This is a genomic window from Herbaspirillum sp., from assembly GCF_035644555.1.
Classification (GTDB): domain Bacteria; phylum Pseudomonadota; class Gammaproteobacteria; order Burkholderiales; family Burkholderiaceae_D; genus Herbaspirillum.
In genome coordinates this window covers 1-17,453 of sequence record NZ_DASQOH010000064.1, presented here as the reverse complement: position 1 = coordinate 17,453, position 17,453 = coordinate 1, and the positions used below count along the sequence as shown (strand labels likewise).

Below are 17,453 nucleotides of genomic sequence, written 5' to 3'. Positions count from 1 at the left end.
AGTTATGACCCACGTTGTCACCGATTCCTGCGTCCGTTGCCGCTACACGGATTGCGTGGATGTTTGCCCGGTGGATTGTTTCCGCGAAGGCCCCAATTTCCTCGCGATTGACCCAGACGAATGCATCGACTGCGCCGTGTGCGTGGCCGAATGCCCGGTCAATGCGATCTACGCGGAAGAAGACGTGCCGGCCGACCAGCAGCAATACATTGCCCTGAACGCCGACCTGTCCCGCAGCTGGCCCTCCATCACCAAGACCAAGGCGCCGCTGCCGGACGCCGAGGAATGGAAGGACAAGACCGACAAACTGCAATACCTGCAGCGCTGATCGCTGCGGCAGATCAAGCCGGTCGGGCTCCGGCCCACTCAGAATTGCGGTTGCGCATCCAGCCTGGCAGCACCATCGCCCGAGCCAGATGCGCAGCCGTTTGTATTTGGCCGACGGCAAAGACCCTGCCGGCCACATGGCCTGCGCCAGCCTCGCGGCGCGGACCGCTGCATCATCACTGGCCTATCCCACCGCCATACGGCTTCGCCGTTAGCCCTTCGCCCAGCGCGCAAGTGTGAAAAGCCTCTCTACTGATCTACTGAAACAGGAATATCAAGAAAATCATGGAAAACAATGTCCAGAGCGCGGCAGTCAACGGCGTCATCGATGCCGATGCCGTCATCATCGGCGCCGGCCCGGTCGGCCTGTTCCAGGTGTTCGAACTCGGCCTCCTGGAAATCAAGGCGCACGTGATCGATTCGCTGCCGGTCGTCGGCGGCCAGTGCGTGGAGCTGTATCCGGACAAGCCCATCTATGACATCCCGGCCGTGCCGGTCTGCACCGGCCAGGAACTGACCGACAACCTCCTGAAGCAGATCGAGCCCTTCTCGCCCACCTTCCACCTGGGCCAGGAAGTGACCCTGGTCAACAAGCGCGAAGATGGTCGTTTCGACGTCGAGACCTCCACCGGCACCCGCTTCATCACCAAGACCATCTTCATCGCAGCCGGCGTGGGCTCGTTCCAGCCGCGTACCCTGAAGGTCGAGGGCATCGAACAGTTCGAAGGCTCGCAGGTGTTTTACCGCGTCAAGGAACCGGCCCTGTTCGAAGGCAAGAACATCGTCATCTGCGGCGGCGGCGACTCCGCCCTGGACTGGGCGCTGAACTTCGTGGGCAAGGCCGAATCGGTGATCCTGCTGCACCGTCGCGAGGAATTCCGCGCCGCCCCGGCGTCGGTGGCCAAGATGAAGGAACTGTGCGAACAGTACGAGATGCAGCTGCTGATCGGCCAGGTCACCGGCACCGAGATCAAGGACGGCAAGCTGGCCGAGGTCAAGGTCACCGGTGCCGACGGCGTCACCCGCCGCCTGCCGCTGGACATGCTGCTGGTCTTCTTCGGCCTGTCGCCCAAGCTGGGCCCGATCGCCGAGTGGGGCCTGGATATCGAGCGCAAGCAACTGAAGGTGGTCGATACCGAGAAGTTCGAGACCAACATCCCGGGCATCTTCGCCGTGGGTGACATCAACACCTATCCGGGCAAGAAGAAGCTGATCCTGTCGGGCTTCCACGAAGCCGCGCTGGCCGCCTTCGGCGCTGCGCCCTACATCTTCCCGGAAAAGAAGATCCACATGCAGTACACCACCACCTCGCCCAAGCTGCACAAGATCCTGGGCGTGGAAAGCCCGGTCTTCGACTGAGCCTGCACGACCGCACTACGGCAGCCCTGCTGCCAACCGAGGCCCCCGTCCCGCACGGGGGCTTTTTGTTTCTGCACGGTGTGGCATGAGCTTGTGGGCTGCAAGCCACTGGTCTGACCAGCAAGCAGGGCGTAAGGCAAAGCATGCTATGCTACTGCGTCGCAACAAGGAAGAAGTTGACAAATTAATCACAATATGAATTTGTCAGCCGATGATCGTCGCCAAACGTTTGTGGCACATGCTTGCTGCGCACCTGGTCCGGGCTATCCGCCTGGCAGGCAGGCCAGCCAGTGCTTGTATAAAGGTCAGCTATGCTTTATCAACTGCATGAACTCAATCGCGCGTTTCTGAACCCGATGATGCAATGGGCCGAAACCTCGGCCAAACTCTTCTCGGACCCGGTTTCCCCGCTCGCCCACACTCCCTTCTCGCAACGCATCGCCGCCGGCTATGAGTTGCTCTATCGCCTGTCCAAGGAATACGAAAAGCCGCAGTTCAACATCGGCGAAGTGCCGGTCGATGGCAAGCCCACCGGCATCGTCGAGGAAGTGGTGGAGGAAAAACCCTTCGCCCGCCTGATCCACTTCAAGAAGGATCTCAACGCGCGCCAGATTGCCACCCTCAAGCAGCCTACCGTGCTGGTGGTGGCGCCGCTGTCGGGCCACCACTCCACCCTGCTGCGCGAAACCGTGCGCGCCCTGCTGCAGGAACATGACGTTTTCATCTCCGACTGGACCGATGCCCGCATGGTGCCGGTCGAACAGGGCGAATTCCACCTGCATGACTACGTCTATTACGTCCAGGACTTCATCCGCACCCTGGGTCCGGACGTGCACGTGATCTCGGTCTGCCAGCCGACCGTGCCGGTGCTGGCGGCCATCGCGCTGATGGCCAGCGCCAACGATCCCAAGCTGCCCAGGAGCATGACCATGATGGGCGGCCCCATCGATGCCCGCAAGTCGCCTACCTCGGTGAACGACCTGGCCACCGAAAAGCCCTTCTCCTGGTTCGAGAACACGGTGATCTACAGCGTCCCGGCCAACTATCCGGGCTTCGGTCGCAAGGTCTACCCGGGCTTCCTGCAGCACGCCGGCTTCGTGGCCATGAACCCGCGCCGCCATGCCCAGAGCCACTGGGATTTCTACATGCACCTGCGCGATGGCGACGATGCCTCGGCCGAGGAACACCGCAAGTTCTACGACGAGTACAACGCCGTGCTGGACATGCCGGCCGAGTTCTACCTGGAAACCATCAAGGTGGTATTCCAGGACTTCAACCTGGCCCGTGGCACCTGGGAAATCGAAGGCAAGCTGGTGCGCCCGCAGGACATCAAGTCGGTCGCCCTCTTCACCATCGAAGGCGAACTGGATGACATCTCCGGCTCCGGCCAGACCCAGGCCGCGCAGGAACTGTGCAGCAGCATCCCCAAGGCTCGCAAGCAGCACTTCACCGTACCCAAGGCAGGCCACTACGGCATCTTCTCGGGCCGCCGCTGGCGCGAGATCGTCTGTCCCAAGATCGGCGAATTCATCCGCGCCAATGCCTGATCGGCGCTGGCACGACTGATCCGCCACTCGCCTCGGAACGGCGCCCGTGAAAACGCGGCGCCGTTCTGCTTTGCGCTGGCGGCATGACTTCGGCGCGGTTTGGCCGGATAATAGCGCCCTTATCCTGCAGAACTGCCCGACCGACGTGCCGCCATCCGCCTCCCTCTCGTCCGCTTCGCCGACTTTGTCCACTTCGTCAGCCTCGCTGGCCGACCGTATCGAAGACCTGCTGCCGCAGACCCAGTGCACCAAGTGCGGCTATCCCGCCTGCCGCCCCTATGCCGAAGCCATTGCCGAAGGACGTGCCGAGCACAACCAGTGTCCGCCCGGTGGTGCCGAAGGGGTGGCGCGACTGGCGCAGTTGCTGGGCCGGCCGGTGATCCCGCTCAATCCCGTCCATGGCAGCGAACAGCCGCGTCGCCTGGCCGTGATCGATGAACAGGTCTGTATCGGCTGCACCCTGTGCATCCAGGCCTGCCCGGTGGATGCCATTGCCGGCGCGGCCAAGCAGATGCATACCGTGATCGATGCCCTGTGCACCGGTTGTGACCTGTGCGTGGCGCCTTGCCCGGTGGACTGCATCAGCATGGTGGAGGTCACGCCCGGCCGCACCGGCTGGCAGGCCTGGAGCCAGCAGCAGGCCGACGAGGCCCGTGCCCGTCACGACTGGCGCACTGCGCGCCTGCGTCGCGACAAGCTGGAAAACGATGCCCGCCTGGCCGCCAAGGCCGCCGCCAAATTGAAGGAAGTGGAAGCCGCTGCCGCCGGCACGCCCGAAGAGCAGGCCGAACTGGCCCGCAAGAAGGCCATCATCCAGGCCGCAATGGAACGTGCACGGCAAAAGAAGCTGCAGGCGGCACAAGACAGTCAAGACACGCCAGCCCCGCCGACCAACCCGACCGACAGCGAGCCAGCATGAACCCGACCAAACGCCGCGAGATCTTCGAACGCCTGCGCCAGGCCAATCCCACCCCGACCACCGAGCTGGAATACACCACCCCGTTCGAACTGCTGATCGCCGTGCTGCTCTCGGCCCAGGCCACCGACGTCTCGGTCAACAAGGCCACCCGCAAGCTCTATCCGGTGGCCAATACGCCCGAGGCGATCTTCAGGATGGGCGTGGACCAGCTCGTGCCCTATATCCAGACCATCGGCCTGTATCGCACCAAGGCCAAGAACGTCATCGAGACCTGCCGCATCCTGATCGAACAGCATGGCGGCCAGGTGCCGGAATCGCGCGAGGCGCTGGAAGCCCTGCCGGGAGTGGGCCGCAAGACCGCCAACGTGGTCCTGAACACGGCCTTCGGTCATCCCACCATTGCGGTGGATACGCATATCTTCCGTGTCTCCAACCGCACCGGTCTCGCCCCGGGCAAGGATGTGGACGAGGTCGAACGCAAGCTCATCAAGTTCGTCGCCCCGGAATTCCGCCAGGATGCGCACCACTGGCTGATCCTGCACGGCCGCTATACCTGCATTGCGCGCAAGCCGCAGTGCTGGAACTGCATCATCGCCGACCTGTGCGAATTCAAGCAGAAGACCCCGCTGCCGGCCAAGGGCGTATGAATCACTGAGGGGGTTGCAGACGGTCAGCGCGGCAGGCCGCTGAAGCGCTCCACCGGCACCCAGCGCTGGTCCTTGACTTCGTACATGGTGAAGCTGGGATTCATCAGATCCCCCTCCTGGTTGAACGCCACCGGCCCGCTGATGCCGTCGAAGCGCATGCGGTGCATCGCGCGGGCAATCGCATCGGGGTCGGCGCTACCGGCCTGGCGCAGCCCCTGGATGATGGCCTGGGCCGCCTCATAGGCGAACACTGCATACAGGTCGATATCCGAATCGAAGCTCTGGCTGTAACGCTGGCGGAAGCTCTTCCAGCCTGGCATCTTGTCCTGCGGCGGTCCCGGTTCCAGCACCAGCGTGCCATTGGCATCGGCGCCGGCACGCATCAAGAACGGCAGACCTACGGTCCCGGCCGAGGCCATGAGCCGGGTGTCGAGCTTGAGGCGGCGGATCGACCGCGCCAGGATGCCGGCCTGCCAGTCCAGCCCGCCGAAGAAGATCAGGTCGGGCGCCTGCTTGCGCGCCTGCATCAGTGGCGCATTGAAATCGGAAGTCTTGTCGCTGACCGAATACCGCCCCAGCACCCGGGCGCCCTGCGCCTGCGCCTGACGGGCAAACTGCTCGGCCAATCCCTGGCCGAAGGGGGTACGGTCGTCGATGGTGACTATGGTGCGTACATCGAGCTTGCCGATGGCGTAGTCGGCGGCCAGACGGCCGATGCTCTCGTTGTTGGGAATGGTACGGAAAATGCGCGGATAGGACAGGGAAGTCAGCTTGCGGCTCATCGCCGAAGGGGTGACCTGGATCACACCGGCCGCATGATAGACAGGTGCGGCCACCAGGCTGGTGCCGCTGGTCCAATGCCCGACCACGCCGATGACACGCTGTCCCACCAGATAGCGGGCCACATATTCGGCCGTGCCGGGATCGGCCCGGTCATCCTGGGAAATCAGCTTGAGCCGGTAGGACTTGCCGCCAATGCGCAGGCCGCGCCGGTTGGCCTCGTCCACCGCCAGCTGCGCGCCGTTCTGCATGCTGCGACCCACGGCCATGGAAGCCCCACTGAGCGGACCGGCAAAGCCGATGGCCAGGGTATCTTCGGCACGGCCAGCTTCCTCGGTGGCGGCCGGCAGCAAGGGCTTGCCAGGTGCCGCCCATGCGGCGGGACAACCCACGGCAGCCAGCACCAGCAGCACCACCGCCCGACGACAGGCCCATGGCATCCCGTGGCGGGGAGGCCGGATCAGGCTTCCAACAAAACGCATGCACTATCCCTTCTCGCTGCCGGCCTGACATCCCCCTTCACCGCAACGACGCGGTGCGGCCGGGTATGACCTTGGATGGATTATTCGGATGCTTGTTGTGTGGAAAGAATATTACTTCATAAGCGGCCGCTGCGGGGCCGCGCTGGCCAGGCTGCCTGAAGCCGCTGCCGGAGCAGCGTAGAATAGCGCTTTGTCACCGATTTGCGCACGCCATGTTCACCCCGTCCCAGCACGATGTCCGCCGCTTCTTCTGCGAAGCCTATCGCAAGCACCAGGGCCATGAAATCCTCACGCCGCTGGAGGCCATCGCCCGCGACTGGATCATGCAGCATCCGGAATATCACGACGGCCTGCGCGACGCCGAGGCCGCCATCGCCGCCGATTACTCGGTCGAGCAGGGTCAGAGCAATCCCTTCCTGCACCTGTCGATGCACCTGTCGATCACGGAACAGATTTCCATCGACCAGCCGCCGGGCATCCGCGCCGCCTTCCAGTTGCTGGCGCAGCGCCGTGGCTCGGAGCACGAGGCCCATCACGAGATCATGGAAGCCCTGGGCGAGATGATCTGGAACGCCCAGCGCAATGGCCTGCCCCCGGATGGGGCCGCCTATATCGAAAATATCAAGCGGCGCGCTCAGGGTTGATTTCCTGCGGCCACGGTCATGAAAGGGAATCCGGCGACGAACTGCGCAGCAGGGCCGGGATGCGCTCCTTGAGTTCCGGATCCATCTGCATCTTCTGCAGACAAAGTGCCAGATAAGCCGGATCACTGATCAGTCCGATTGCCTTGTCATAAGCCACATCGACGCTCTGGCCGTAGGCCAGCCGGGCTTTGTCCCAAGCACCCTGCGGCACCGTTCCCCAGTGGGCGATCATCATGGCCAGATCGATGGCATCGCGGCTGGCGACCGACTTGTCACCCCAGCGGTCGGCATTGGCCAACAACTTCTCGGCATACATGTCTTCCGGCGCCAGCACGGGGATGCCCCATTGCGGATGCATTGCTCCCACGACATGGATGTGCCCCTCGCTGACGACTTCGAATTTCACCGGCACATCGTCGATCCGGATGAAGGTACGGATGCCATAGCGATCAGCGCGCACCTCGCGCATCAGCTCAAGCGACGTACGCGCCATCTGTCCCAGGGAAGTATTTGTAATGGTATTGCGCAGGGCGCGGTAGCCTTCCTGAGAACTGCAGAGAAAGTCGACATCCAGGGATTCGCGATATTCGTCCAGCGCCAGGACGATGGCCGTTCCACCACCGAAGAAACACCCACAGCTGAGCAGGAAATCGCCATCCAGCGCTGCGAGCAAACCGGCGATGCGGCGATGATGCGCTCGCTTAAACATGAAGGACGCCGTGACCGTACTGGTGAATCAAGCGATCCAGCATGGCCCGCTCCGCAGGGGGCATGGCGTCCTGGTCGACGAACCTCCAGTTGCGCTCGTAAAGGTCGAACGCCTCCGCACCGGTGATCGCATCGCGAGGATCACGATTCCAGGCGATCAGACGGAGCTGGGGGAAGTCCCCGATGACGACGAGTTCAGCGGCGAAGTTCATGAATCGATTATGCATCATGAACTATTCCTTATCAAACCAGCAGGTCCATCGGCCGGGCACCAGCCTGGCCCGGCCTGCCTGTGCGTCAAGATTCCCCGGTTATTTCCGCAACACCAGCGAGCCCGGCAGGCTGTGGAGGTAGGCCGCGATGTCGTTGATGTCGCGGTCCGTGAGCGGCTTGGCCTGGGCCGACATGATGGCGTTGTTGCGGCCGTTCATGGCGCTGTCGCCGCGCCGGTAAGCGGTCAGGGCATGCTTGAGATAATCCGCATGCTGGCCGGCCAGCCTGGGATAACCGGGATCGATGGGAGAGTTGTAGTCCTTGCCGTGGCAGGAGGCGCAATTGTATTTTTCCACCAGGGCGCGGCCATTGGCCACATCGGCCGCCGCGGCGGTCTGCGACAGCGCGGCGCCAGCCAGCAGCGCCAGGGCGATCAGCTTGTTGTTCATCTCGTGGCTCCCCTTCACTTCTGCTGCGAATAGTAGGCGGCCAGGTCGGCAATGTCCTGGTCCGACAGGCTGGCCGAAATGCCCATCATGGTGGGATGCTTGCGCTCTCCCTTCTGGTAGGCCCGCAGCGCGTTCTCGATGTACTTGGCAGACTGGCCGCCCAGCATCGGTACCTGATAAACCTCGGGGAAACTGGCTTTGTAGCCGGGGATGCCATGGCAACCGATGCACATGGAGACTTTGTTTTCAGCGGCCTTGGCATTGCCGACGATGTCCGCCGCAGACGCACTGCCGAGCATGCCGGTCAAGGCAAGAAACACGAGGTGTTTTTTCATGTGAGCTGGCTAAGATGATTGGACTTGCCATCCGTCCCGCACGTAACGGCTGCGCAACGGACACCCGACGAAACGCATCTTTTGCTACCAGCGGCAAACTTTATCGTACTTGTTAGATTGTGCTGGTCTTGCAGGTTTGGCTGTTCTGCTATGGCTCAACCGGTGCTTCGGCTCAAGCTTGTCTCTCCACTCCCCCTGCCTTGCGCAAAAAACGCTTTTGATTCTAACCAATAAAACCGGCAGCGTCATCCCTGCCCGCAGCACCGGCCGATCGGGCGCAACAGCCCGCCCGCTGCGGCCTGGCGGGCGGACGGGGTGTTATATGCGCTGCAATATCAGGGATATGGAATGTGGCTGATGTCAGCTTCAGGCGACATGACGACTAGCCTGATGATGCAGATCATCTGATTGAACAAGTGAAGCCTGGTGCGACTCCCCATCGGCTGCACCGGCATCGTCTCCCTCATCGTCATCCTCATCCTGCTCGTCTTCGGCTTCATCTTGCAGCGCGGCATGTGAACGCTCGGGGAGAATGAAATACCACGGCCGGACGACGAAACGGCGCAACACCGCCCGCATGGCCACATTACGCGCACGGCGCGGCAGGTCACGCGAGCGCAGGGCCAGCGCCAGGGCGCAGGCGAAGGCCACCGCCACCGACAGCAGGGCGGTGCTGGCCACGCCCCCGGCGGCCAGCCAGAAGGCCGGTGTCATCAGGGATTCCCAGCCCAGGCTGAAGGCGGCGGCCGTCAGCGCGCCGGCCGCCAGGCTGACATGGCGAATATCCAGTGGCAGGCTGAAGAAGGCCGCCACCACCGGCGCCATCCCCAGCAGCACGGCCAGCGCCAGGCTGCCGGCGATGGTGGCGACGTTGCGCTCCAGCCAGGCGGCACAGCGCTGGGCGCGCATGGCCCCCAGGCCATGCACCAGGCGACGATGGTTGGACACCACCTCGCGCACCCGGCGCAGGGCGAACCAGTTGTCGGCAAAGCCTGCGGCCAGGCTGGCCAGCCACAGCAGTATCCCGGTCAGGGCGGCATACAGCGGCGTGGGGCCCACCAGTGACAGGCTGGCCAGGGTCTGGCGCGCCGTCTCCACCGGCATCGACTTGCCACCCAGTGCAAACCAGCCCAGGGCGCACAGCGCGGCCGTGACCGGCACCACCGCCAGCAGATTGCCGAAGATGCCAGCCGATTGCGAGCGCAACAGCTGGCCCGACTCCGCGATCAGCTCGCGCATGCCCTGCCCGTCCAGCTCCCCCATGCGTGAGGCCAGGGCCGGTGCGGTCACCGCCGGCTGGCGCGTGGCCAGCACACCGCCCAGGGCGGCGATCAGCAGGAAGCTGGCGGCATAGTTCAGCGAGGCCAGTGCGCCATCGACAAAGTGCCCCACGCCCAGCGACGACAGGCTCGTCTTGACCAGCGCGGTCCCGGCGATCACGGCACCGCCGATCAGACCGGCCCGCATCACCTTGCGATAGCCGGCACTGTCGCGGGCGATGGCCTGCTCGCGGTGATCGGCGTTGCGCTCCACCATCTTGCGCGCCAGCAGCGCGAAACTGCGCCGCATCAGGCCGCGTACCGAATCACGATGGTGATGCGCGGAAATCAGGTCGCACAGCAGCAACTGCATGCGGCCGGCGCCGGCCTTGGCCGCCATGCCTGGAACGGCCGGGCTGATGGCCGGACCGGGTATGCCGGAGCGCACATCGATCAGGCGCCCGATTCGCTGCAGGTGGGCGCGCATGCGCTCGACCCGGTACACCAGGCTGACCGAGACGCCATATTCATCCAGGTGGGCATAGATGCGGTCGGTCTGGGCGTGGCACACCGCCACCAGCATGCGCACGCTGCGCAGCGCGCCCAGGTCGCCCGGCTGCGCCCGCAGCCAGGTCTCCATCTCGCGCCGCAGCGCCAGGAAGGGCGTGGCGCGCATCGGCATCTTGGGCTCCAGGCGCTGGCGGAAGGCCGGGCTGATGCCATCGGCCACCACCGTCATGGTGAGGTAGGTGATGGCCTCCTCGATCTGTTGCCAGTACATGTGCGAGATGCCGTCGTCAGCCATCAGTTTCCACAGGCGCACCAGCAGCTCATTGTCCAGCTCCACCAGCCAGGCAGCATCCTCCGGATCGGGGAACATGGCCGTAAATAGCGAAGACAGGTCGGTGGGTGACAGATGGCGCGGCAGCACCAGGCGCGCCAGGCGCTCCGAGAGCTCGCCGAAGAAGCCGGGCTCGTGCGGCAGGCCGGTGGTGGAAAAGAGTTCGGGGCCGGTGGCTTCGCGCAGGGTCTTTTGCAGCGCCTTCTGGACCTCGCGTCGCACGTCGCGGTGCTGGTCCAGCCAGTCCAGCATGATCGCCAGCCGCTGACGCCGTACCTTGTGCCAGCTCTGGCGGTCCAGCAGCGATACCGCCGGGCGATGGCGCAGCCACTCGGCCACGTCGATCATCCAGTTGGCGCGTTCATGCCAGCTCGCCGCGGCATCGATGCGTCGCATCAACACCTCCAGCTGGCGGCCGACATCCTGCCGGTCCATGTAACGCGCCTGCATGCCGTGGCGCATTCGTCTCCACACCACCAGCATCTTGAAGAACAGGAATTTCATGGGCAGTGAGCGCCGTGGGCGCTTCCATTTTGTTGCATGCGTAGCCAGGTATATATGAACGATTTCACCAAATTCAAGCCCACTCGGGATGGCATGGGTTTTCCCTTATACTCGGAGAAACACGAATAAACAGGTGGCGCCGCCTTTGCACTGCCGCTGCACCGCCGCATTTGCCAGACACATAGACACACAGACACCATAGGCTTAGCCTCCAGCAACCTGACAAGGACCGCATCCATGCCAGATCATTCCGCATCTTCCCCGCAACCCGAACGTTTCAACGGTAGCGAGAACTACGTCGCCACCGACGACCTCAAGCTGGCCGTCAATGCCGCCCTCACCCTGCAACGCCCCCTGCTGATCAAGGGCGAGCCCGGCACCGGCAAGACCATGCTGGCCGAGGAGGTGGCAGCCGCGCTCGGCCGGCCGCTGCTGCAGTGGCACATCAAATCGACCACCAAAGCCCAGCAGGGCCTGTATGAATATGACGCGGTATCGCGTCTGCGGGATTCGCAACTGGGCGACGAGCGCGTCAAGGATATTCACAACTACATCGTCAAAGGTGTCCTGTGGCAAGCCTTCACCTCGGAAGAGCCGGTGGTGTTGCTGATCGACGAGATCGACAAGGCCGACATCGAATTCCCCAATGACCTGCTGCGCGAAATCGACCGCATGGAGTTCTACGTCTACGAGACGCGTGAGCTGGTGAAGGCGCGGCACCGGCCGCTGGTGGTGATCACCTCCAACAACGAGAAGGAATTGCCGGACGCCTTCCTGCGCCGCTGCTTCTTCCACTACATCAAGTTCCCCGACAAGGCGACCATGCAGAGCATCGTCGATGTGCACTTCCCGCACATCAAACGTGAACTGCTGGCGCAGGCGCTGGAAGCCTTCTACCAGGTGCGGGACGTGCCCGGCATCAAGAAGAAGCCGTCGACCTCGGAGCTGATCGACTGGCTCAAGCTGCTCATGGCCGAGGACATCCCGCCCGAGGCCCTGCACAACCCGGACAACAAGGCCGTGGTGCCGCCGCTGCACGGCGCCCTGCTCAAGAACGAGCAGGACGTGCACCTGTTCGAAAGGCTGGTCTTCATGTCACGCACCAATCGCTGAACCACCACTGAGCACGCCCTACCCGCCCCAGGAGCCGTCATGCAATTCCTCTCGCCGATCACCTTGAAGGGCCAGTTCGCTACCGTCGAGCCACTGCATCCCGAGCATCACGATGCACTCATCGCGGCGGTCTCGGACGGCAAGCTGTGGAAGCTCTGGTACACGGCCATCCCCAAGCCGGAGACCATGCGCGCCGAAATCGAAAGACGCCTGCACCTGCAGCAGCAAGGCAGCATGCTGCCCTTCGTGATCCGCCGCAACGACACCGGCGCCCTGTGCGGGATGACCACCTACATGAACGCCGACGTCGCCAACCGGCGCGTGGAGATCGGCTCGACCTGGTATGCCGCCAGTGCCCAGCGCACCGGCATCAATACCGAGTGCAAGCTGATGATGCTGACCCATGCCTTCGAGGACATGCACTGCATCGCCGTCGAGTTCCGCACCCACTGGATGAACCAGCAATCGCGCGCGGCCATCGCCCGCCTGGGCGCCAAGCAGGATGGCATCCTGCGCAATCACCAGCGCATGCCGGACGGCTCCTATCGCGATACGGTGGTATTTTCCATCATCGAATCGGAATGGCCGACGGTGCGCCGCCATCTGCAGTTCAAGCTGGGGCGCTGAGCCCGCCTGCCCATGCTCATCGATTTCTTCTATACCGTGAAGCAGGCCGGGGTGCCGGCCTCGATCAAGGAATTCCTGACCCTGCTGGAAGCCATGGACCGCCAGGTGATCCATCCTTCCCTGGACGAGTTCTACTATCTGGCGCGGCTGACGCTGGTCAAGGACGAAGCCCACTTCGACAAGTTCGACCGCGCCTTCGGGGCTTACTTCAAGGGCGTGGAAACGATCTTCGAGAAACGGCCCGACATCCCGCTGGAATGGCTGGTCAAGCAACTGCAGCGCGACCTGACCCCGGAACAGAAGGCCGCCATCGAGAAATTCGGCTATGACAAGCTGATGGATCGCTTGAAGCAATTGCTGGAAGAACAGAAGGAACGCCACGAAGGCGGCAGCAAGTGGATCGGCACCGGTGGCGTCTCCCCCTTCGGCCATGGCGGTTTCAACCCGGAAGGCATCCGCATCGGTGGCAAGGGTGGCCAGCGCAGCGCGGTGAAGGTATGGGAGGAACGCCAATACCAGGATTACGACGGCGAGCGCGAACTGGGTACGCGCAACATCAAGGTGGCGCTGCGCCGCCTGCGCCGCTTTGCCCGCGAGGGGCTGGAGGAGGAACTGGCGCTGGACGACACCATCCGCGCCACCGCCAGCAATGCCGGCTATCTCGACATCCGCATGCAACCCGAGCGCAAGAACAAGATCAAGGTCTTGATGCTGTTCGACGTCGGCGGCTCCATGGACGACCACATCGCCCGCACCGAAGAGCTGTTCTCGGCCGCCCGTACCGAATTCAAGAACATGGAGTTCTTCTACTTCCACAACTGCGTCTATGACTACCTGTGGAAGAACAACCGGCGGCGCCACGCCGAACGTTTCCCGACCTGGGACGTCCTGCGCAAGTACACGCCGGACACCAAGCTCATCTTCGTGGGCGATGCCACCATGAGCCCCTACGAGATCGTGCAGCCGGGCGGCGCGGTGGAATACAACAATGCCGAAGCCGGCGCCGACTGGCTGCAGCGTTTCACGGCCGCCTTCCCGCATTTCGTCTGGTTGAATCCCGAGCCGGAAGGGCTATGGCAATACCGCCAGTCGATCGCGCTGATCCGCCAGCTGATGAACGACCGCATGTTCCCGCTCACCATGGATGGGCTGGAGCGGGCGATGCGGCTGCTCAGCAAATGAAGGGTGTGAAGGCTCAGGCCGCCACCGGGGTATAGCCGGCTTCCTCGATGGCCTCGGCGAAGGACTGCGCCGGCAGGCTGCTGTCGATGACCACGCGCTTGTCGGCCACCGTGATATCGACCCGGGCATTGGCGTCCACATCCTTGACGGCCTTGGTGATGACACCGGCGCAGTGGTTGCAGGTCATGTCGTTGACGGTAAAGGTGAGGGGGGTGCTCATGGCATTTCCTTTCATGAAGTGATGGCAATGAGGGAAGCTTAAACCTTCCTACCGTGGCAAGGTCAAGCGCAAGAATTCACCATCCGTGCGAAAATCGGGCTTGACCTTACCATCATGGGAAGGATGAAGATGAAGGCATCCGATTCATCCTCCCGGAGTTCGCCATGAATGATTCCTCCACTGCCACGGCCGAGATCAGCCTCGATATCGAAGGCATGAGCTGCGCCTCGTGCGTGATGCGCGTCGAGAAAGCCCTGAAGAAAATCCCCGGCGTGACCGAGGTCAGCGTCAACCTGGCCACCGAACGCGCCAGCATCGCCACGGCCGACGCGGTCCCGCCTGCCACCCTGATCGCCGCCATCGAAAAGGCTGGCTACCAGGCCCGTGAACATCTGCCCGAACAGGCTAGCACCCCGCCCAGCGGCCGTGCCCTGCCCTCCTGGTGGCCGGTGGCGCTGGCGGCCGCACTCTCGCTGCCGCTGGTGCTGCCGATGCTGCTGGCTCCGCTGGGCAGCAGCTGGAGCCTGCCGCCGCTGTGGCAATGGCTGCTGGCCACGCCCGTGCAGTTCTGGCTGGGCTGGCGCTTCTACCACGCCGGCTGGGGCGCGCTGCGCGCCCGCTCGGGCAATATGGATCTGCTGGTGGCGCTGGGGACCAGCGCCGCCTATGGCCTGTCGCTCTGGCAATGGCTGCGCATGCCGGCCATGGATGGCCATGCCATGGCGATGCCGCATCTCTACTTTGAAAGCTCGGCCGTGGTCATCACCCTGGTGTTGCTGGGCAAATGGCTGGAAGGCCGCGCCAAGCGCCAGACCGCCGACGCCATCGCCGCCCTCAATGCGCTGCGCCCGGACCGCGCCCGCGTGCGCCGTCAGGGGCAGGATATCGAGGTGCCGCTGGCCCAGGTGAAGGTGGGCGACCTGGTGGTGCTGCGCGCCGGTGAGCGGGTGCCGGTGGACGGCGTGGTGCGCGAGGGTCGCAGCCATCTGGACGAAGCCATGCTCACCGGCGAGAGCCGGCCACAGGCCAAGGAGGTCGGCGACACCCTGTCGGCCGGTGCCATCAATGCCGAAGGCGTGCTGGTGTTCGAAACCACCGCCGTCGGTGCCGAGACCGTGCTGGCGCGCATCGTGCGCATGGTGGAGCAGGCCCAGGCCGCCAAGGCGCCGATCCAGCGCCTGGTGGACAAGGTCAGCGCGGTATTCGTGCCGGCCGTGTTGCTGCTGTCCCTGCTGACCTTCCTCGGCTGGGGCCTGGCTGCGGGCGACTGGGAACAGGCCCTGCTCAACGCGGTGGCGGTGATGGTGATCGCCTGCCCCTGCGCCCTGGGCCTGGCCACACCGACCGCCATCATGGCCGGCACCGGCGTGGCGGCGCGCCACGGCATCCTCATCAAGGACGCACAGGCACTGGAAATCGCGCACCGGGTGGATGTGATCGCCTTCGACAAGACCGGCACCCTGACCCTGGGCCGGCCGCGCCTGACCGAACTGGAGGAAGGAGAAGGCGCCGGCCCGTCCGGCAAAGCGCGGCTGCTGGCCCTGGCCGCTGCCCTGCAGGCGCGCAGCGAACATCCGCTGGCCCGCGCGGTGCTGGACGCCGCAGCGACGGAACCCGGCCTGGCGACGCTGCAGGCCAACGATGTGCGCAGTGTTGCCGGCCTGGGTATCGAGGGCGAGGTCGAGGGTCGCACGCTGTATCTGGGCAGCAGCCGCTGGATGCAACAACTGCAGGCCTCGGCCCCGGCCTTGCAGGCGCGTGCGTCGCAGTTGCAGGCGCAGGGACGCACCTTGTCATGGCTGGCGCAACGCGACGCGGAAGGCGTGACGGTGCTGGGCCTGCTGGCCTTCGGCGACCAGATCAAGCCCGGTGCCCGGCAGGCCATCGCCACCCTGCATGCGCTGGGCATCTGCACCGCCATGCTCAGCGGCGACAACCGGGGCGCCGCGCAACAGGTGGCCGATGTGCTGGGCATCCAGGATGTGCGCGCCGAGGTGCTGCCGGGTGACAAGGCCGCTGCGGTCACGGCCCTGCGCGAGAATGGCGCCCACGTGGTGGCGATGGTCGGCGATGGCATCAACGATGCGCCGGCGTTGGCCGAGGCCGATGTTGGTCTGGCCATCGGCACCGGTACCGATATCGCGGTGGAATCGGCCGACGTGGTGCTGATGTCAGGCAACCTGCAGGGCGTGCCGAATGCCATCGCGCTGTCGAAGGCGACGCTGGGCAACATCCGCCAGAACCTGTTCTGGGCCTTCGCCTACAACACCGCGTTGATCCCGGTGGCGGCCGGCGTGCTGTACCCCGCCTGGGGCGTGCTGCTGTCGCCGGTGTTCGCGGCCGGTGCGATGGCCCTCTCCAGCGTGTTCGTGCTGGCCAACGCGCTGCGCCTGCGCCGCTTCCAGCCGCCGATGGCGGATGCCCCCGCTGCGAGCCACTGAAGGAGAACCGTATGAATATCGGTGAAGCCGCCAAGGCCTCCAGCGTGTCGGCGAAGATGATCCGCTACTACGAACAGATTGGTCTGATTCCTGCGGCCGATCGCACCGAGTCCGGCTACCGGGCATATTCGCAGGCGGACATCCACCGCCTGCGCTTCATCCGACGCGCGCGTGATCTCGGGTTCCAGGTGGCCGAGATCGCCGATCTGCTCGGCCTCTGGAACGACACCTCACGCCACAGTGCCGACGTGAAGCATCTGGCTGAGCAGCACATCGCCGACCTGGAACAACGCATCGAGCACATGCGGCAGATGGCCGACACGCTGAAGTCGTTGATCAGCTGTTGTGCGGGGGATGAGCGCCCGGAGTGCCCGATCCTGCAGCGGCTGGGCGAGGACGACGAAATGCAGTTGCCGGTTGATGCACCGAAGACCGGCGCGGTGCGTCGGCGCGCGCACAAGCACTGAGACGCTGCCATGCGCATGAAAAAGCCCGCCCGATGCGGTTGCACCGGGCGGGCTTCGTTGTGGATGCGACGCTGCGGATCACGCGGTGCGCGGCGGAAACCCGGCGTCGTTCACCGCGGCGAAGACCTGCTCCTGCGATACGGTGGTCTGCACCTTGACCAGGCCGGTCGGCGGGTCGGCCACAACGCTGGCGTTGGGATCGATCTGCTGGATCGCACGGGTCACACTGCGTGCGCAGCCGCCGCAGGTCATGCCGTCGACATGGAATTCCATCTGTAGCTCCTTCGGTGCTCTTGGGTGGAGCCAGTGTGCACCTTCCAACGATGGCAGGGTCAAGCGGCGGGCTGAACGCCGGGCATATCGGAGCGTATGAAAACGGCAGCCACCTG

The 17,453-nt window shown here is 64.2% G+C and carries 19 protein-coding genes; 11 read left to right on the top strand and 8 right to left on the bottom strand.

Annotated elements, in window-relative coordinates; translation table 11 throughout:
* Positions 1-4: 4 nt before the first annotated feature.
* The 5 genes from fdxA (at position 5) to nth (ending at position 4,799) form a co-directional block, all read left to right on the top strand.
* On the top strand, positions 5-328 hold the full coding sequence (gene fdxA / locus VE092_RS17740; RefSeq protein WP_310838864.1) for a ferredoxin FdxA: 324 nt from the start codon (positions 5-7) through the stop codon (positions 326-328).
* Between the two features lie 284 nt (positions 329-612).
* Positions 613-1,686 (top strand): NAD(P)/FAD-dependent oxidoreductase, encoded by a 1,074-nt coding sequence (locus VE092_RS17735; RefSeq protein ID WP_324879026.1) that lies wholly within the window; start codon positions 613-615, stop codon positions 1,684-1,686.
* Positions 1,687-1,997: 311 nt separating this feature from the next.
* A complete protein-coding gene (locus tag VE092_RS17730; RefSeq protein ID WP_324879024.1) occupies positions 1,998-3,233 on the top strand; it encodes a polyhydroxyalkanoate depolymerase in 1,236 nt (411 codons plus the stop codon).
* 145 nt (positions 3,234-3,378) lie between these two features.
* Positions 3,379-4,152: an electron transport complex subunit RsxB gene (gene rsxB / locus VE092_RS17725; RefSeq protein WP_414653509.1), complete on the top strand. Its 774-nt coding sequence runs from the start codon at positions 3,379-3,381 to the stop codon at positions 4,150-4,152.
* A complete protein-coding gene (nth, locus tag VE092_RS17720) occupies positions 4,149-4,799 on the top strand; it encodes an endonuclease III (protein ID WP_324879022.1) in 651 nt (216 codons plus the stop codon). The genes rsxB and nth overlap by 4 nt, the downstream gene beginning before the upstream one ends.
* Positions 4,800-4,822: 23 nt before the next feature.
* Here nth and VE092_RS17715 read toward each other — a convergent pair whose 3' ends face one another.
* Positions 4,823-6,019: a branched-chain amino acid ABC transporter substrate-binding protein gene (locus tag VE092_RS17715; RefSeq protein WP_343653828.1), complete on the bottom strand. Its 1,197-nt coding sequence runs from the start codon at positions 6,017-6,019 to the stop codon at positions 4,823-4,825.
* 254 nt (positions 6,020-6,273) lie between these two features.
* On the opposite strand from VE092_RS17715, the gene VE092_RS17710 reads away from it, so the two are divergent.
* Positions 6,274-6,705 (top strand): DUF1841 family protein, encoded by a 432-nt coding sequence (locus tag VE092_RS17710; protein ID WP_324879018.1) that lies wholly within the window; start codon positions 6,274-6,276, stop codon positions 6,703-6,705.
* A 16-nt stretch (positions 6,706-6,721) separates the two neighbouring features.
* On the opposite strand, the gene VE092_RS17705 is transcribed toward VE092_RS17710, so the two are convergent.
* The 5 genes from VE092_RS17705 to VE092_RS17685 form a co-directional block, all read right to left on the bottom strand.
* Positions 6,722-7,378 carry a nucleotidyl transferase AbiEii/AbiGii toxin family protein gene (locus tag VE092_RS17705; protein ID WP_324879016.1) on the bottom strand — a complete coding sequence of 219 codons (657 nt, stop codon included), beginning with the start codon at positions 7,376-7,378 and terminating at the stop codon, positions 6,722-6,724.
* A 28-nt stretch (positions 7,379-7,406) separates the two neighbouring features.
* Positions 7,407-7,643 (bottom strand): hypothetical protein, encoded by a 237-nt coding sequence (locus VE092_RS17700; protein WP_006465378.1) that lies wholly within the window; start codon positions 7,641-7,643, stop codon positions 7,407-7,409.
* Between the two features lie 81 nt (positions 7,644-7,724).
* Positions 7,725-8,075 carry a cytochrome c gene (locus VE092_RS17695; protein WP_324879013.1) on the bottom strand — a complete coding sequence of 117 codons (351 nt, stop codon included), beginning with the start codon at positions 8,073-8,075 and terminating at the stop codon, positions 7,725-7,727.
* A gap of 14 nt (positions 8,076-8,089) precedes the next feature.
* Positions 8,090-8,410 carry a cytochrome c gene (locus tag VE092_RS17690; RefSeq protein ID WP_324879011.1) on the bottom strand — a complete coding sequence of 107 codons (321 nt, stop codon included), beginning with the start codon at positions 8,408-8,410 and terminating at the stop codon, positions 8,090-8,092.
* Between the two features lie 366 nt (positions 8,411-8,776).
* Positions 8,777-11,014, bottom strand: coding sequence for a preprotein translocase subunit TatB (locus VE092_RS17685; RefSeq protein WP_324879009.1), 2,238 nt, complete (start codon positions 11,012-11,014; stop codon positions 8,777-8,779).
* 237 nt (positions 11,015-11,251) lie between these two features.
* Here VE092_RS17685 and VE092_RS17680 point away from each other — a divergent pair, with 237 nt between their 5' ends.
* The 3 genes from VE092_RS17680 to VE092_RS17670 are packed head-to-tail and all read left to right on the top strand — an operon-like array spanning position 11,252 to position 13,936.
* The gene (locus VE092_RS17680) at positions 11,252-12,127 is read left to right on the top strand and encodes a MoxR family ATPase (RefSeq protein WP_324879007.1); all 876 of its coding nucleotides are present in this window, start codon (positions 11,252-11,254) and stop codon (positions 12,125-12,127) included.
* A 39-nt stretch (positions 12,128-12,166) separates the two neighbouring features.
* Positions 12,167-12,754: a GNAT family N-acetyltransferase gene (locus VE092_RS17675; protein WP_006465373.1), complete on the top strand. Its 588-nt coding sequence runs from the start codon at positions 12,167-12,169 to the stop codon at positions 12,752-12,754.
* 12 nt (positions 12,755-12,766) lie between these two features.
* Complete coding sequence (locus VE092_RS17670) at positions 12,767-13,936, top strand: vWA domain-containing protein (RefSeq protein WP_077235060.1); 1,170 nt, start codon at positions 12,767-12,769, stop codon at positions 13,934-13,936.
* A gap of 13 nt (positions 13,937-13,949) precedes the next feature.
* On the opposite strand, the gene VE092_RS17665 is transcribed toward VE092_RS17670, so the two are convergent.
* Positions 13,950-14,156 (bottom strand): heavy-metal-associated domain-containing protein, encoded by a 207-nt coding sequence (locus VE092_RS17665; protein ID WP_102661468.1) that lies wholly within the window; start codon positions 14,154-14,156, stop codon positions 13,950-13,952.
* Positions 14,157-14,320: 164 nt separating this feature from the next.
* Between VE092_RS17665 and VE092_RS17660 the strand changes: the two genes are divergently transcribed.
* On the top strand, positions 14,321-16,597 hold the full coding sequence (locus VE092_RS17660; protein ID WP_324879001.1) for a heavy metal translocating P-type ATPase: 2,277 nt from the start codon (positions 14,321-14,323) through the stop codon (positions 16,595-16,597).
* 11 nt (positions 16,598-16,608) lie between these two features.
* Positions 16,609-17,064, top strand: a complete 456-nt coding sequence (cueR, locus tag VE092_RS17655; protein WP_049427559.1) for a Cu(I)-responsive transcriptional regulator — start codon at positions 16,609-16,611, stop codon at positions 17,062-17,064.
* A 78-nt stretch (positions 17,065-17,142) separates the two neighbouring features.
* Here cueR and VE092_RS17650 read toward each other — a convergent pair whose 3' ends face one another.
* Positions 17,143-17,337 carry a heavy-metal-associated domain-containing protein gene (locus VE092_RS17650; RefSeq protein WP_295547185.1) on the bottom strand — a complete coding sequence of 65 codons (195 nt, stop codon included), beginning with the start codon at positions 17,335-17,337 and terminating at the stop codon, positions 17,143-17,145.
* Positions 17,338-17,453: the final 116 nt, after the last annotated feature.

Bases quoted from the DNA above. Each gene is read 5' to 3' on its own strand.
- VE092_RS17670 (WP_077235060.1), top strand. From the start codon at position 12,767: ATGCTCATCGATTTCTTCTATACCGTGAAGCAGGCCGGGGTGCCGGCC.
- VE092_RS17675 (WP_006465373.1), top strand. From the start codon at position 12,167: ATGCAATTCCTCTCGCCGATCACCTTGAAGGGCCAGTTCGCTACCGTC.
- VE092_RS17715 (WP_343653828.1), bottom strand. From the start codon at position 6,019: ATGCCATGGGCCTGTCGTCGGGCGGTGGTGCTGCTGGTGCTGGCTGCC.
- VE092_RS17710 (WP_324879018.1), top strand. From the start codon at position 6,274: ATGTTCACCCCGTCCCAGCACGATGTCCGCCGCTTCTTCTGCGAAGCC.
- VE092_RS17695 (WP_324879013.1), bottom strand. From the start codon at position 8,075: ATGAACAACAAGCTGATCGCCCTGGCGCTGCTGGCTGGCGCCGCGCTG.
- VE092_RS17665 (WP_102661468.1), bottom strand. From the start codon at position 14,156: ATGAGCACCCCCCTCACCTTTACCGTCAACGACATGACCTGCAACCAC.
- VE092_RS17690 (WP_324879011.1), bottom strand. From the start codon at position 8,410: ATGAAAAAACACCTCGTGTTTCTTGCCTTGACCGGCATGCTCGGCAGT.
- VE092_RS17730 (WP_324879024.1), top strand. From the start codon at position 1,998: ATGCTTTATCAACTGCATGAACTCAATCGCGCGTTTCTGAACCCGATG.
- VE092_RS17650 (WP_295547185.1), bottom strand. From the start codon at position 17,337: ATGGAATTCCATGTCGACGGCATGACCTGCGGCGGCTGCGCACGCAGT.
- VE092_RS17685 (WP_324879009.1), bottom strand. From the start codon at position 11,014: ATGAAATTCCTGTTCTTCAAGATGCTGGTGGTGTGGAGACGAATGCGC.
- nth (WP_324879022.1), top strand. From the start codon at position 4,149: ATGAACCCGACCAAACGCCGCGAGATCTTCGAACGCCTGCGCCAGGCC.
- VE092_RS17660 (WP_324879001.1), top strand. From the start codon at position 14,321: ATGAATGATTCCTCCACTGCCACGGCCGAGATCAGCCTCGATATCGAA.
- VE092_RS17680 (WP_324879007.1), top strand. From the start codon at position 11,252: ATGCCAGATCATTCCGCATCTTCCCCGCAACCCGAACGTTTCAACGGT.
- VE092_RS17735 (WP_324879026.1), top strand. From the start codon at position 613: ATGGAAAACAATGTCCAGAGCGCGGCAGTCAACGGCGTCATCGATGCC.
- cueR (WP_049427559.1), top strand. From the start codon at position 16,609: ATGAATATCGGTGAAGCCGCCAAGGCCTCCAGCGTGTCGGCGAAGATG.
- fdxA (WP_310838864.1), top strand. From the start codon at position 5: ATGACCCACGTTGTCACCGATTCCTGCGTCCGTTGCCGCTACACGGAT.
- VE092_RS17700 (WP_006465378.1), bottom strand. From the start codon at position 7,643: ATGATGCATAATCGATTCATGAACTTCGCCGCTGAACTCGTCGTCATC.